Source organism: Candidatus Krumholzibacteriota bacterium (assembly GCA_034520215.1).
Classification (GTDB): Bacteria; Krumholzibacteriota; Krumholzibacteriia; order Krumholzibacteriales; family WJIX01; genus JAGHBT01.
Genome location: JAXHNR010000001.1, coordinates 784,150 through 798,842 on the forward strand (window position 1 = coordinate 784,150; position 14,693 = coordinate 798,842).

The 14,693-nt window shown below is 42.6% G+C and carries 15 protein-coding genes; all 15 read left to right on the forward strand.

Going from position 1 to position 14,693, the window contains the following annotated elements; translation table 11 throughout:
* Positions 1–5: 5 nt before the first annotated feature.
* The 15 genes from uvrB to U5O15_03405 all read left to right on the forward strand — a co-directional run bounded on the left by uvrB (position 6) and on the right by U5O15_03405 (position 14,640).
* Positions 6–2,030, forward strand: coding sequence for an excinuclease ABC subunit UvrB (gene uvrB, locus U5O15_03335; GenBank protein MDZ7859693.1), 2,025 nt, complete (start codon positions 6–8; stop codon positions 2,028–2,030).
* A complete protein-coding gene (nadC, locus tag U5O15_03340; GenBank protein ID MDZ7859694.1) occupies positions 2,008–2,856 on the forward strand; it encodes a carboxylating nicotinate-nucleotide diphosphorylase in 849 nt (282 codons plus the stop codon). The genes uvrB and nadC overlap by 23 nt, the downstream gene beginning before the upstream one ends.
* Before the next feature lie 22 nt (positions 2,857–2,878).
* Positions 2,879–3,655, forward strand: coding sequence for a biotin--[acetyl-CoA-carboxylase] ligase (locus tag U5O15_03345; GenBank protein ID MDZ7859695.1), 777 nt, complete (start codon positions 2,879–2,881; stop codon positions 3,653–3,655).
* Positions 3,652–4,389, forward strand: coding sequence for a type III pantothenate kinase (locus tag U5O15_03350; protein ID MDZ7859696.1), 738 nt, complete (start codon positions 3,652–3,654; stop codon positions 4,387–4,389). The genes U5O15_03345 and U5O15_03350 overlap by 4 nt, the downstream gene beginning before the upstream one ends.
* 214 nt (positions 4,390–4,603) lie before the next feature.
* Positions 4,604–4,891 carry a co-chaperone GroES gene (groES, locus tag U5O15_03355; GenBank protein MDZ7859697.1) on the forward strand — a complete coding sequence of 96 codons (288 nt, stop codon included), beginning with the start codon at positions 4,604–4,606 and terminating at the stop codon, positions 4,889–4,891.
* A gap of 21 nt (positions 4,892–4,912) precedes the next feature.
* Positions 4,913–6,547 (forward strand): chaperonin GroEL, encoded by a 1,635-nt coding sequence (groL, locus tag U5O15_03360; GenBank protein MDZ7859698.1) that lies wholly within the window; start codon positions 4,913–4,915, stop codon positions 6,545–6,547.
* A gap of 261 nt (positions 6,548–6,808) precedes the next feature.
* Positions 6,809–8,566 (forward strand): hypothetical protein, encoded by a 1,758-nt coding sequence (locus tag U5O15_03365; protein MDZ7859699.1) that lies wholly within the window; start codon positions 6,809–6,811, stop codon positions 8,564–8,566.
* Positions 8,567–8,598: 32 nt separating this feature from the next.
* Positions 8,599–9,753, forward strand: a complete 1,155-nt coding sequence (locus tag U5O15_03370; GenBank protein MDZ7859700.1) for an aminotransferase class I/II-fold pyridoxal phosphate-dependent enzyme — start codon at positions 8,599–8,601, stop codon at positions 9,751–9,753.
* Positions 9,754–9,782: 29 nt separating this feature from the next.
* Positions 9,783–10,145, forward strand: a complete 363-nt coding sequence (gene folB, locus U5O15_03375; GenBank protein MDZ7859701.1) for a dihydroneopterin aldolase — start codon at positions 9,783–9,785, stop codon at positions 10,143–10,145.
* Positions 10,114–10,668, forward strand: a complete 555-nt coding sequence (gene folK / locus U5O15_03380) for a 2-amino-4-hydroxy-6-hydroxymethyldihydropteridine diphosphokinase (GenBank protein ID MDZ7859702.1) — start codon at positions 10,114–10,116, stop codon at positions 10,666–10,668. Before folB ends, folK begins: the two co-directional genes overlap by 32 nt.
* A 358-nt stretch (positions 10,669–11,026) precedes the next feature.
* Positions 11,027–11,701, forward strand: a complete 675-nt coding sequence (locus U5O15_03385) for a deoxynucleoside kinase (GenBank protein MDZ7859703.1) — start codon at positions 11,027–11,029, stop codon at positions 11,699–11,701.
* Positions 11,701–12,558 carry a 3-methyl-2-oxobutanoate hydroxymethyltransferase gene (gene panB, locus U5O15_03390; GenBank protein ID MDZ7859704.1) on the forward strand — a complete coding sequence of 286 codons (858 nt, stop codon included), beginning with the start codon at positions 11,701–11,703 and terminating at the stop codon, positions 12,556–12,558. Before U5O15_03385 ends, panB begins: the two co-directional genes overlap by 1 nt.
* On the forward strand, positions 12,533–13,432 hold the full coding sequence (gene panC / locus U5O15_03395) for a pantoate--beta-alanine ligase (GenBank protein ID MDZ7859705.1): 900 nt from the start codon (positions 12,533–12,535) through the stop codon (positions 13,430–13,432). Before panB ends, panC begins: the two co-directional genes overlap by 26 nt.
* On the forward strand, positions 13,425–14,168 hold the full coding sequence (locus U5O15_03400) for an NTP transferase domain-containing protein (GenBank protein ID MDZ7859706.1): 744 nt from the start codon (positions 13,425–13,427) through the stop codon (positions 14,166–14,168). Before panC ends, U5O15_03400 begins: the two co-directional genes overlap by 8 nt.
* Positions 14,161–14,640, forward strand: coding sequence for an HIT domain-containing protein (locus U5O15_03405; GenBank protein MDZ7859707.1), 480 nt, complete (start codon positions 14,161–14,163; stop codon positions 14,638–14,640). Before U5O15_03400 ends, U5O15_03405 begins: the two co-directional genes overlap by 8 nt.
* Positions 14,641–14,693 lie beyond the last annotated feature (53 nt).

Sequence of the window (14,693 nt, forward strand, 5' to 3'; positions counted from 1 at the left end):
CTGAAATGTCTATTTTCAAGCTCAGATCAGCATATAAACCGACAGGTGATCAACCGGAGGCTATAGATTCCCTCCTAAGTGGTCTGGGAATGGGAAAGAAATTTCAGACACTTCTTGGAGTTACAGGTTCGGGAAAAACATTTACTATCGCCAATGTTATCGCCAGATCAAATAAACCTGTACTGATAATTTCACACAATAAAACTCTTGCCGCTCAACTATACGGAGAGTTAAAAAATTTCTTTCCGGAAAGCGCGGTAGAGTACTTTATCAGTTATTATGATTATTACCAGCCCGAAGCGTTTATTCCCGCGACAAGTACATACATCGAGAAGGATGTATCAATCAATGAAAGTATAGACCGGTTGAGGCTCAAGGCGACCGGTTCTCTCATGACCAGGAAGGATGTAGTCGTAGTAGCGAGTGTTTCGTGTATTTATGGACTTGGTTCACCGGAGCAGTTCAGTGAGCTTTCATTCAGTTTGAGAGAGGGAGAAAATATAGAGCGTGACAGAATTGTCAGGAAGCTGGTTGATTTGTGGTACAGAAGAGATGACATAGAATTTGAACGCGCCACTTTCAGGGTAAGAGGAGATACAATTGAACTGCGCCCCGCTTTTATGGAAGAGGGGATAAGAATAGAACTTTTTGATGATGATGTTGAAAAGATTTCAATATTTAACCCCAGTTCGGGAGAGATTATCAGGGGTGCTAAAGAAATAAATATCTTCCCGTCATCACATTTTGTGGTTTCCAGAAAAAAGTTGGATATGGCGATATCGGGGATAGAAGAAGAATTGAAAATTAGATACAGGGAGATGAAGAAAGCGGGCAAAGAATTTGAAGCCAAACGGCTAAAAAGCCGTACTCTTTACGACATTGAAATGATGAAGGAGGTTGGTTACTGCAGCGGGATTGAAAATTACTCCCGTTATTTCTCCGGCAGAAAAGAGGGAGAAAGACCCGCTACCCTTATTGATTATTTTGGTGATGATTTTATAGTGGTAATTGACGAATCACATGTAACATTACCACAGATAAGGGCTATGTACCGAGGAGACCGCAGCCGGAAGATGACACTTGTTGAGCACGGGTTTCGTCTTCCCTCCGCTCTGGATAACAGGCCGCTTAAGTATGAAGAATTTGAAAGTATAATAGACAGGTTTATATTTGTTTCTGCCACTCCGGGAGATTACGAGATAGAGAAATGCGGGGGTGAAATCACGGAGCAGGTTTTAAGGCCGACGGGGCTTGTTGATCCCAGGATTGAAATAAGGCCTGTAAAGGGACAGGTAGATGACTTACTTGATGAAATCCGCGTCAGTATAAAGAGGAAAGAAAGGGTTCTTGTTACAACACTAACGAAGAATATGTCAGAGGAACTGACATCTTATCTTAATAAGTTCAACGTAAAAGTACGCTATCTTCACAGTGATATTCGCGCTCTTGATAGAGTTGGCATACTTCGAGATCTCCGTTTTGGAAAATTCGATGTTCTCGTCGGTATAAATCTTCTAAGAGAAGGACTTGACCTGCCTGAGGTCAGTCTCGTCGCCGTACTTGACGCTGATAAGGAAGGCTTCCTCAGATCAAGGGTATCGCTTATACAGACGGCTGGTAGAGCGGCAAGGCATGTCGGGGGCAGAGTAATATTCTACGCTGACCGGATTACAGGTTCAATCAGGAAAGCTGTGGATGAAACATCAAGGCGCAGGGAAAAGCAGATCGAATATAACAGAAAGCATGGAATAATTCCAAGATCAGTTGTAAAATCAGTTGATGATGTAAGGATATCAACCTCGATAGCGGACAGCGGTAAAAGAAGTATCGAAGAGGAGAGTATGGAAGATAGAGTTTATATTCCGGATAGTGGATATGATCCCGCTATTCTGAGAAAACTTGAAGAGGAAATGGAAAAAGAGGCTGAGGCTTTGAATTTTGAAAGGGCGGCAAGTATAAGAGACAGAATTGAGGAAATTCGAATGAATCTTGAAGGGAGAAGAGAAATTGAAAAAGGGGACATTGATTGATTTGATACGAACCGCTTTAGACGAAGATGATGTGAATAATGATATTACTACCGGGATACTTGTTGATAGTGATACCTGCGGCTCGGCAGAGATAATCGCTAAAGGGGAAGGGGTAATATCAGGGCAGGAATGCGCGGGATGTGTTTTCTCTTTTGTGGATGACTCGCTTATCTATTCTCCCAGAGTTGAAGATGGCGCGCGAGTGCGAAAAGGTGATATTGTTGCTGTCGTTGAAGGAAGTTTTTCCTCGATCCTTAATTCTGAGAGGCTGGCGCTTAATTTTCTTGGACATCTTTCCGGTGTGGCGACTGTAACAGCTTCTTTTTCCCAGAAAGTCAAGGGCAGCGGTATCAGAATACTGGATACGAGAAAGACGACACCCGGGTTGAGGTTTGTTGAAAAAAAAGCTGTTCGTGATGGCGGAGGCGAGAATCACAGATCTAACCTGAGCGAAATGGTACTTGTTAAAGAAAACCATATTTCAATAGCCGGCGGCTTGGTTAATATATTGGACTTATTGGGCAAGGAACGGCTGAAAAAGGCGGAAATTGAAGTGGGATCGCTGGATGAATTATCTCTTCTTATAAAGAATCCTCCTGCAAGGATCATGCTTGATAATTTTACTCCTGATATGGTTGAGAGAGCGGTAGAGGAAGTCGAGAAATGCCGCGGGGAAAGACCTGAAATAGAAGTGTCAGGTGGAATTTCTCTCGATACGGTAGATGATTACGTCATACCCGGAGTTAATTATATATCTGTTGGTTCTATAACATCATCGGCGCCGGCGTTGGATCTAAGTCTTATTATCGGGGAAACTGTTGTTTAGTATGTAAAGGGAGCCCTGTTTTATGATGTTAAATGAACTTCATCCGGCGAACCTGAAATTAAATCTTAAATCTGACAGATTTGGGAGTATTGTTGTATTATACGAGTCGGTGGATTCAACGAATACTGAGTGTGAAAAACTCGCTGCTATAGGGTTTCCGGAGGGGACTGTTGTCACCGCGATAGAGCAGGTAGAAGGAAGAGGCAGGAAGCAGCGACAATGGTTCTCAAGTATAAAGGGCAGTCTTGTTTTTTCAGTGATTCTCAAACCCGGCAAATTGCCGACCGGTTTAACATCACTTATGGCGTATTCAATTATTGAAGTCTTAGATGATTACTCTCCAGAAATAATGATCAAATGGCCTAATGATATATATTACAAGAAGAAAAAAATAGGAGGGATACTTGCTGAAGGTAAGAATGAATATGTGGTAATTGGAGCGGGGTTGAATATAAATCAGCAAAGGGAAGATTTCCCCGATGAGATAGCGCCGTTAGCCTCTTCCCTCAGGGGCGCGGCCGGAAAGCTGTTAGATAGAGGTATAATTTTGTGCAGAATTCTTGAATCCTTTGAAAAGAATTATTCGCGGTGGAAATTCTCCGCTTTTGGTGTATTCAAAGAAGCTGTTGAAGAAAGACTCTTATATATTAATACAGATGTAATCGTTGAAGACGCGGGTTTTCATAAAGCAGGGAGATTTTTGGGTATAACCGAAGAGGGTTATATTTTACTCCTCTGCGGGGATGATATCAACGTCCTTACTTCCGGAGACCTTAGTTTAAAGAGGAGTATTGAATGAGTCGCGTTTTGACACTTGATATGGGAAACGGCGGTTTGAAAGCCGCTATTTTCAAAGATGATAAGATTGAAAAAAAGTGGAAGTTCAAGTTCGACACAGGATTTAAACATGTTTCAGAAGTGCTGAGGAATTCTTTTCCGGAGGGTATCGCGGTCAGTAGCGTTGTTCCCGAATGGACAGACTCATTTCTTGATAGGATCGACCGCGAAAAATATAAAAGAGTTTTATATGTGGATTCCAAGACTGAATTCCCTTTCCCCGTGCTTTTATCTTCTGGTGCTGAGGTTGGAGCGGACAGGGTGTGCGCTGCTTGCGGCTCGATACAAATAGGTGTTAAAGAAGCTGTAATAGTTGATTTCGGCACAGCCGTTACTGTCGATGTGCTTAGCGGGAAAGGGTATGAAGGAGGAGTTATATTCCCGGGCGCTGAAATAATTCTAAATTCCCTCCATAGGGAAACCGCGGTTCTGCCCTTTATCAAGAGTTTATCCGGGCAGGGGAAGATACCGGGAAAAGATACTTATGAAGCTATCGCGAGCGGCACGTTCTGGGGGATACTTGGAGCGGTTGAAAAACTGATAGAACGTTCCCTCGAAGCCCTGTCATCAGATGCCCGGATTGTACTTACAGGCGGGGGTATAAGTGTTATATCTTCTCATTTGAAGGGTTCCTTCCTGCACGAGCCAGACCTTGTTTCCAAGGGTCTTTTGATGCTGTATAATATGAATATGTAACATATATCTGCCTGTTATTATAATAACAGAGCATCCCATTCGGACCCGGGCAGGTGGGCTCGTTTGTATTAGCGATTTTATGATAAAAAATTTCAGTATATTTGACATTTTTACTTGCATTCTATTTATGATGTCAATATATTGTCAATCTGATAGTAGCAGTCAGACAGTGAGAGTGCTAATTTACTGAAAAGAAAGTAGAAAGGAGGATGTTGTGAAGATTAAACCTTTAGCTGACAGAGTTCTTGTTAAAGCTGTTGATCCTGCCGATGTGAAAAAGGGTGGGATTATTATTCCCGATACCGCTAAGGAAAAGCCTCAAGAGGGGAAAGTTGTAGAAGTTGGAAAGGGACGTATTAACGAAACAAGTGGAAAACGTCTCGAGATGGAAGTTAAGAAAGGTGATTCCGTTCTTTACGGTAAATATTCAGGAACCGAAATTACCTTGGATGGAGTTGAATATCTAATTTTGAGAGAGAGTGATATATTAGCCACAATATAACTTTTTAAGGGGTGAATACTGATGGCAAAACAGCTTAAATTTAATATAGAAGCGAGAGACAGCCTGAAAAAAGGTATGGATGTTCTTGCTGACGCGGTTAAAGTTACACTCGGGCCGAGAGGACGTAATGTTATCCTCGATAAGAAATTCGGAGCGCCGACGATAACGAATGATGGTGTTACTATAGCAAAAGAGATCGAACTGAAAGACCCATGGGAAAATATGGGTGCTCAGATGGTCAAGGAAGTTGCCACTAAGACACAGGATGTTGCCGGTGACGGAACTACCACAGCGACAATTCTGGCTCAGTCGATTATTACAGAGGGACTCAAGAATGTCACAGCCGGTTCAAATCCAATGTTTCTGAAGAAAGGGATCCATAAAGGAGTTGAAGCTGCTGTTGATTATATAAGAAAACGTTCAAAGCAGATCCGCAAGCGTGAAGATATAGCTTCAGTGGCAACGATTTCTTCAAACAACGATCCTGAAATCGGAGAACTTATTGCCGACTCCATGGAGAAAGTCGGTAAGGACGGTGTTATTACTGTCGAAGAAGCAAGAGGTATGGAAACATATATGGATGTTGTTGAAGGAATGCAGTTTGACAGAGGTTATCTCAGCCCTTATTTTGTGACCGATTCGGAGAGAATGGAAACGGTTTTTGATAATCCCAAAATCCTGCTTCATGACAAAAAGATCAGTGCTATGAAGGATCTTCTTCCCATTCTTGAGAAGGTTGCCCAGCAGAACAAGCCTCTTCTGATAATATCAGAAGATATTGAGGGTGAAGCTCTTGCAACGCTTGTAGTTAACAAGCTTCGCGGCACATTGCAGATAGCCGCCGTAAAGGCCCCCGGTTTTGGTGACAGAAGGAAAGCGATGCTTGAGGATATCGCTATTCTCACCGGCGGCCGCGTGATTTCAGAAGAAACCGGTTTTAAACTCGAAAACGCGACAGTAGCCGATCTTGGTGAAGCTAAGAGAGTAACTATTGATAAAGAGAATACAACGATTATTGAAGGTAAAGGTAAGGTTTCCAAGGTTAAAGAGCGAGTGAATAACATCAAGAATCAGGTAGAGAAATCGACTTCTGATTATGATAGTGAAAAACTCCAGGAAAGACTGGCAAAATTGGCTGGCGGAGTAGCAGTTATCCATGTGGGAGCCGCTACCGAGATTGAGATGAAAGAGAAAAAAGCGCGGGTCGAAGACGCTCTTTCAGCTACGAGAGCCGCGGTTGAGGAAGGCATAGTTGCCGGTGGAGGCGTCACTCTGCTGCACGCCGCTGAAGTTGTCGGAAAACTGAATCTCGAAAAGGAAGAGAAAATCGGTGCTGAGATCATTGCCAATTCACTGGTTGAACCTGCCAAGAGGATTGCCTACAATGCCGGGAAGGAAGGCGCGGTCATTGTTGAGAGGTTGAAGAAAGAGAAGCCCAATATTGGGTACAATGCGGCTACAGGTAAATTTACTGACATGGTAAGCGAAGGTATTGTTGATCCGACTAAAGTAGCGAGATCAGCGCTTCAGAACGCCGCGAGTATCGCCGCGCTGCTTCTTACCACAGAAGTAACTATTACTGATATTCCCGAAGATGATAATAGCGGCGGTCCCGGTATGCCTCCGGGTGCTGGCGGAATGCCCGGGATGATGTAATCCGTAGAAATAATCTTCTGCGAAAGGCGCCTGATATATATCAGGCGCCTTTTTTTATCACGGGGCTTAACATTGAAGTCAATATAACCAGGGATATTCATCAGATTGAAAAATGAATTTTGGAGGGATATCCAAATCCGGCGATATGTGATAGAATTTTCTTGAAATTGTCAATTGATATTAATATTTTAAACATGAAGCAGTTATTTATTATACTGCAGTTTCCTGATTATTAATGTCACGGAAGAAAGATTCCGAGTAATGAAAATTGGAGGCCTTCAAGTGGAGCAATACAGGAAAGCGATTTTCAGATTATCAATAATTATATTTTCATTATCTTTGCTGATTCTTTCAGGATGCGGAGAGGATCCATTGAGTAGTGATGGTGGAGGTTACGATTTAGATCTTGTTAGAATTATATCTAATCCCGTAAGTCCAATGCCTGGAGAAAAAACTATACTATCGGTACGTGTAGGCGGTTACAGTTCCGGTCCCTGGCCGTCTTATTACTGGGATGTAAGCGCGGGAAGTTTGCTTACTAACGGTGAAGCTACAGCTCAGTGGGTTGTTCCTGAAGGTACCGGTGAATACGAAATAAGACTTTCAAGCTCCCTTGAGAGCGAAAGTGAAGCATGCAGTTTGAATGTATCTGTTAGAAATTACGAAAGGCTTGATACCGGCAGGGATTTTAGTGTCTATCCGAATTTGATAGGCGGTGAGATCTTTTTTGTTTCGCCGTCCGATGATATCTCCTTTGTAGATTCTGAATATTCAAGTTCAAATGTTATGCGTTTTATTGGTCCCGGTTCTTCAGAGGGTATTACGAGCAGGACTTTGGGGTTTAGAGCGGGACCAAATATGGGAGGTGATGATTTTGTCTTTACTGATAACGGACAGGATGTAATCGCCTCTATGCTGACTCCGTATTTCTTCATGACAAAATTACAGCGTAAGAATATAGCAAAATTTGGATTGTTCGGTGCTGGCGATGAAATAGTAACAGACCAATACGATGAAACCCAGAGAGAGAGATGTGACCAGTATAATAATCCCTATCCCAACGAAGACGCGAGCATGGTTGTAATGCAGAAACTGGAGGTGGGTGACAATGAAGATGGAACAAAGGATCTGTTTAATATATCTTTCTGGAATGAAACCTCCGGCATTCCTGTTAGACTCACAAATTCAATGATAACTGAACCTGTTGTATCAGGCGAAGATACTTTAGGGTGGAAAGATTATTATTTTGAGAACACAAAACCTGTGTTTACTCCAGACGAAGAGTACATTATTTACTTTTGTGACAGTTCAGGTATCTTTGAACCTTCTATGATTCCTTTAAACGCAGGAACGCCTGACCCATCTGGTACGCTGGTGTTTGATATATTCAGCGGTATGGGAATTGATATCCCCGAAAACGTGATATTACAATGGAACCCCGAAGGTAACACCCTGGCTTTTATTGCTGATGTTAACGGCGACAACACACTTTGTTTTCTGGATTATAATTCCGGTCCTCTTAGTTCATCGAGTTTAAACTCCAGAACAACCGGCATTACGGGAGCTCTGGAGTTTGTATGGTCTCCTCAAAATGGAGAAGGAGGGGCCGTTATTACAGAGACCGGTGTAGGGTTGGTTACCCCCGGAGGACAATACACGCCCGTAATGGATAAGGAGCTTCCAACCGATATGCTGTGCGGAGTCAATTTCTCTCCCGACGGTGAAAAAATCGGTTTCAGGATTGGCCGCATGGGTTCAGCCTGGCATGAGGCCTTTTCGGCTTTAATGGTTGATTCTTTAGGTGACGGCAGACCTCCAACCTATGTGACAAAAAAGTATCCTTGGCCCAGCGATGGGGAAATATCAATCGACGATTTTGATTTCAGATGGAGAAGAGTGGTATTTGATTCCGACGGCTCAGGGCTTTACGGTCCCGTAACCATAGGAGAATCGGATCCTGAGGGTGAAGGTCCTAATCCGTCAACCGCGACTATTGAAATAGTTCATTCCTGGAAATAGCGGAAAAGATAATTTAGTTGGAATCGAGTTTTATGCGATCAAATAGACTGGGGAAGCTGCCTCCATATTTATTCGATGAGATTGACAGGTTGAAAGAGGCTTACACAGGGTCAGGTACGGAGATACTTGATCTGGGTATTGGAGATCCCGATATTTTCCCTCCTGACAAGCTTATTAGGGCTTTAATAAACTCACTGGACAATCCGCGATATCATCGTTATCCGTCAGGTGACGGGTTGCCTCGTCTGAAGCTGGCTATACGGGAATGGTTGAAAAAGAGGTATGATATTGAATTCAAAAATGAGGAAATTCTCGTAACGATAGGAAGCAAAGAAGCAATAGGGCATCTGCCCCTTGCTGTTGTTGATCCGGGAGATACTGTTTTAATACCTGATCCCGGATATCCCGTGTACAACTCTTCCGCTGTTCTGGCCGGCGCTGACGCGCACACCATGCCGCTGACTGAAGAGCTCGGCTACTGGCCCGCGTTTGAAGAGATAGGCGATAAAGTATCCCGAAAGTCCAAATTGATGTTTCTAAATTACCCTAACAATCCCACATCAGCTGTGGCCGACAGAGATAAATTTGCCGGCGCGGTTGAGTATTGTAGAAGGAATAATATTGTCCTGGCCAATGATGCCGCTTACTCGGAAATATCCTTTAATCATCCCGTTGACCTCCTGTTTCCAGTTGCCAGAGAAACAGACGTTTCTTATCTGGAATTCTTTTCATTCTCAAAAAGTCTTTCTATAGCCGGGTGGAGAATTGGATTTGTAATTGGTTCAGAAGATATTATTTCCTACTTGTCGAAAATAAAAGCTAATATTGATTCCGGGGCTTTCAGCGCCGTTCAAGACGCGGTTGCTGTAATGCTTAATGGTGATTTTGAGAAAGTAACACGGAATATTATGTCAGTATATCGTGAACGGCGCGCTATCCTCTCAAGCGGGCTTGACAGAGCCGGATTTGATTATATCTTTCCTCAAGCGACATTTTACTTCTGGATCAAAACACCTGGTGATTTCAATTCAATCCGGTTTTGTAAATATCTGTTGAAAAAAACAGGTATAGTCTGTACACCGGGAGTTGGTTTTGGGAAGTATGGTGAAGGGCATATTCGTCTATCGCTGACGGCTGATACAGAGATAATAAAAAAAGCGGCAGAAAAACTCGCCGTGTTCAGTTAAAGCGCGAAAGAAGTCGAAAGAGGTAATTCGTGGAAGAAAAAGTTGTTTTAAAGGGTATAACGGTATTCGGTTATTACGGAGTTTCTCCAATTGAAAGAAAAATCGGCCAGAAACTTCAGATCGACGTTGAATATTGTCATGATTTTACTAAGGCAAGCATGACAGATTCTCTCGAGGATACAGTTAATTACGAGAGAGTATATACTAAGATAATGCAGACTGTTGAGAATAACAGGTTTAATTTACTGGAAACACTTGCTGACGCGATATGCCGTGAAGTACTTACTAATTTTCCCGTTTCTAAGATCAGGACTGAGATCCGTAAGTTGACCTTACCTTTTCCAAATAATTTATCACATGTTGCCGTTGTTATCGAACGAGAAGCTGAATAGCGCTGTACATATTGTTACACTTTCTCTCGGGTCAAATCTGGGGGAAAGGGAATCCAATATTATAGGTGCTGTAAAGGCTATGAATGATTTAGACAACTTCAGTCTGAAAAGGCTTAGTTCACTGTATGAAACAGAGCCCGCGGGAAGCGGTTTTTCCGGGACATTTATCAATTCAGCCGCCGTATTCGAGGCTGACATAGCTCCTTACGAATTATTATCTCTATGCAAAAAGCTCGAGAAGAGATTTGGCCGAAAAGAGGGATTGGACAGGCCTCTGGATATAGATATCATTCTGTATGGAGAAATCTTAATTAACAAACCTGATTTAAAGATTCCTCATAAAATGTTTAGGCAGAGATCTTTTGTGCTCGAACCTATGCTGGAAATATGCCCGTATTTTAAGGTTCCCCCGGATAATATGACCGTAAGTGATATCGCCGAGAGGATGCCTTCATCGGGTTGGGTCAGAAAGGTATCTTCGAGATCTTTTATAAACACCAGTTCACAGCTTTTAGACAGTTAGTTGGTGGAGTTTCCCCAATTTTTATAACCTATAAGGTAGTCGATGATTTGTAACAGTATGCGGCTGATTGATATTTTCAAAATCGTTGTCGGTTTCCCCGGCGAGGAAACCGCTGGCTCTGCGCCTCGGGCTCGCTCTTTCTGCCCCTTCGGGCCAGAAATCCTTGCCCGCTCGCCCTCCGGAGGGTTTTGAAAATATCAATCAGCCGCACTCATCAGCAATGAAAGCCCTATTCCACTTACCAATCCTGATAAATGATAGTATCTCGCAATGTTATTACAATACTTGCCGAATTTTCGGGGAAACTCCAAGTTAGTTGTTGTTGACACAGGTGCTAATTTTAACTACCGTAACAGATATGAAAGATTTTAAAGAAAGATTAGTGTCAGAAGGAGTTAAATATATAGCAATAGAGGGGAATATAGCATCGGGAAAGACTACTCTCTCGCGTTTGATTGCCGAGGAGACCGGGGCCAGGCTTTTTCTGGAACAGGTGAATGACAACCCGTTTGTGGAGCAATTCTACGATGATTTTGAGGGATACGCTTTTCAGACTCAGATATTCTTTCTCTTAAACAGGTACAGGCAGCAGGTAAAGATAGCTCAGCAGAATCTTTTCGCGGAGCTTCTTGTCGCGGATTATTTATTCGATAAGGACAAAATATACGCGCATGTTGTACTCGGAGACGAAGAGCTCGGGCTGTATACAAAACTTTGTTCTTTGCTCAACGGGAAGATTGTCCGTCCTGACCTCGTTGTATACCTCCAAGCTGATACCGAAGTTCTTATGGAAAGAATAAGGAAAAGAGGGCGAAGTTTTGAAAGAAATATTGAAGAGGAATATCTAAAGAATCTAAATGAGGCATTCAATCATTTTTTCTTTCATTATGATGATTCCCCTCTACTTATTGTAAACACGGATCAACTTGATTTTACTAAAAACAGAGAACACCTCAATGATTTTTTCACACAAATTGCTGAGAGGTTCGAGGGAACAAGATATTATGTTCCTTCATGGGAGAATGATTTCTGATGAAAAGGAAAATAACTCAGTGTGTTCTTAGAGAGATGAAGAGGAAGGGTGAAAAAATAGCGGCTATAACTTCTTACGATTACCTTACCACGAGATTGATCGACGAAGTCGGTGTCGACTTTATACTGGTGGGTGATTCTCTGGGAATGGTCGAGTTGGGATATGAAAGTACATTGCCGGTTACCATGGATGAAGTTATTCATCACCTCAAAGCTGTTACAAGAGCTAAACCAAATGCTTTTGTGGTTGGAGATATGCCATTTATGTCCTATCAGGCAAGCGTGGAAGATGCAATCAGGAACGCGGGACGCTTTGTCAAGGAAGGAAGGGCGGAGGGGGTGAAGCTGGAAGGTGGAAGGAGAAACGCCGACGCAATAAAGGGTATAGTCAGAGCTTCTATTCCTGTTGTGGGGCATCTGGGCCTCACACCGCAGAGTTTATTGCAGATCGGTGGGTACAAAATTCAGGGGAAAGATAATCTGTCCGCTGAAAAATTGATTGAGGATGCTAAATGCTTAGAAAATGCGGGTTGCTGCTCTATTGTGATTGAAGGTGTTCCGTGGGAAGTTGCCAGAGAAATAACCGAGACCGTATCAATACCTACTATAGGTATTGGAGCCGGGGAATATTGTGACGGTCAAATACTGGTTATACAGGATATGCTGGGAATTTATGAAGATCCCCTGCCGAAGTTCGTAAAGATGTATGATCAAATTGGCGATAGAATTAAAAAAGCAGTTGCCGAATATATTAAAGAAGTTAAAGAGGGATCATTTCCAGAATTGAAGCATAGTTACTCGATAAAAAAGAAAAAGAAAAAAAATGCCAAAAATGAAGGTAGTAAAGACTCCCGGTGAAGTTCGGAAGGTAATCGCGGGGTTTAAGAAAAACTGCAAAAATATCGCCTTAGTGCCCACTATGGGTGATTTACACCGGGGGCATATTAGTCTAATCGAAATGGCCCTTGAAAAATGTGACAGAGTAGTTGTATCTATATTTGTAAATCCAAAACAGTTTGGGCCAAAAGAGGATTACAGCCGGTATCCCAGAAATGAACAAAGTGATAAGGCTATTCTTGAAGAGCTTGGTTGTGATCTGTTGTTTGTGCCATCTGTTAGAGATTTATATTCCGCGTCTGACAGAACGAGAGTGTCGGTAGAGAAGATAACCGGGCGTCTTTGCGGATTGTTCAGGCCCGGACATTTTGACGGTGTAACCCTTGTTGTTTCGAAGCTCTTTAATATTGTTGATCCTGATATGGCGTTTTTTGGACAGAAAGACGCGCAGCAAGCTGTAGTTATTCAGAGAATGAGTGCCGACCTTAATTTTCCAGTACGGATCGTGCTGGGTCCCATTATCAGGGAGGATAACGGATTAGCACTTAGTTCCAGAAACAGGTATTTGGATGATAATGAAATGATTCGCGCGGCTTCTTTGTATAAATCCTTGTCTGAAGCTTTTAGCTCGATTAAAATGGGCGAGAGGAATCCTGACAGGATTGCCAGCCGTATGAGGAGCATTATTGAAAATGCCGGGCTACAGGTCGAATACGCTGAGATAGTAGACGGGAAAACAATGGAGGCTGTAAGCCGTATAGAAAATGTAATCCTGGTTGCTGTTGCCGCCAGACTGGGAGATGTTCGTCTGATCGACAATATTGCGGTTAAAATTGAAGATGATTCTGTCGAAGAAGTACTTCTCGAATTTCCAAATTGGAGCAGCTATGAATAGTAAATCCGGATTTTCAGCTCTGATACTGGCCGCGGGTGAAGGTACGAGGATGAAATCCGATCTTGCCAAGGTACTTCACAAATTAAGGGGTATCCCGATGATAAGGTATGTGGTCAACTCCGTAAGGGAGATAAACCCCGATAGAATTGTTTTAGTTGTGGGTTATCAGTCCGAAGCAATAATTGATGAATTCAAAGATGAAAATTTGGAGTTTGTTCTACAGGAAGAGAGATTGGGGACAGGTCACGCTGTTATGATGGCAAGAGACAATCTTGAAAAAGGGACTGGTACAATTATCGTCTTAACGGGAGATACCCCCCTTCTGAACTCTAAAACGTTGAGGGAGTTTATACACTTTCACGGAGAAAATAATAATAGCGCCACTGTTTTATCTACTGTTATGGAAAACCCTGAAGGTTATGGTAGAATAATCCGTGATAGCTCCGGGGGTTTGGATAAAATTGTTGAACACCGTGACGCGAGTGATAAAGAACTTAAAGTAAATGAGGTTAACAGCGGAATTTTCTGCTTTCAGAGCAGTGAGCTTTTTAAGGCTCTTGAAAAAGTGAACAGAAAGAACAGTCAAGCGGAGTACTATCTCACTGATGTTATGGCCGTTTTAAACCGAGATGATCGGAAAACGGGTGTGTTTCGTTGTAAGAACAGATTAGAAGTTATTGGAATTAATACTTCCGAACAGCTCGAGGAAGCTGAAAGGTTGATAGTTGATGGATAGAGTATACGCTCCATGGAGAAGTAAGTATTTTTCAATGCCGAAAGAATCCGGTTGTCTCTTCTGTGATATTCAGAACGAGCAGGAAGATGCCCGGGTTGGCATTCTACAAAGAGGTGATCACTGGTTTACGATATTGAACATATTTCCTTATACAAACGGGCATATTATGGTTGTGGCAAAACGGCATATAAATAATTTGTCTGATATTACCGAGGAGGAGGGAATTGAATTGATCCGGATGCTCGCCGAAGCTGAACGCGCTCTCGACAAGGCGTATAATCCCGACGGTATCAATGTTGGAGTCAACAGGGGGGCCGCCGCGGGGGCCGGCATAACCGGACATCTTCATTTTCACATTGTGCCCAGATGGGAGGGGGACACTAATTTTATGTCTTCAATAGCGGAACTGAGGGTTGTTTCGGAAGAATTGGGTTCAAGTTATGATAATCTTAAATCTTATTTTAACAGGTGACGGCCATTATTGATATTTATTGTTTATTTTAAGGTGATATTGTTTGTCCGGGA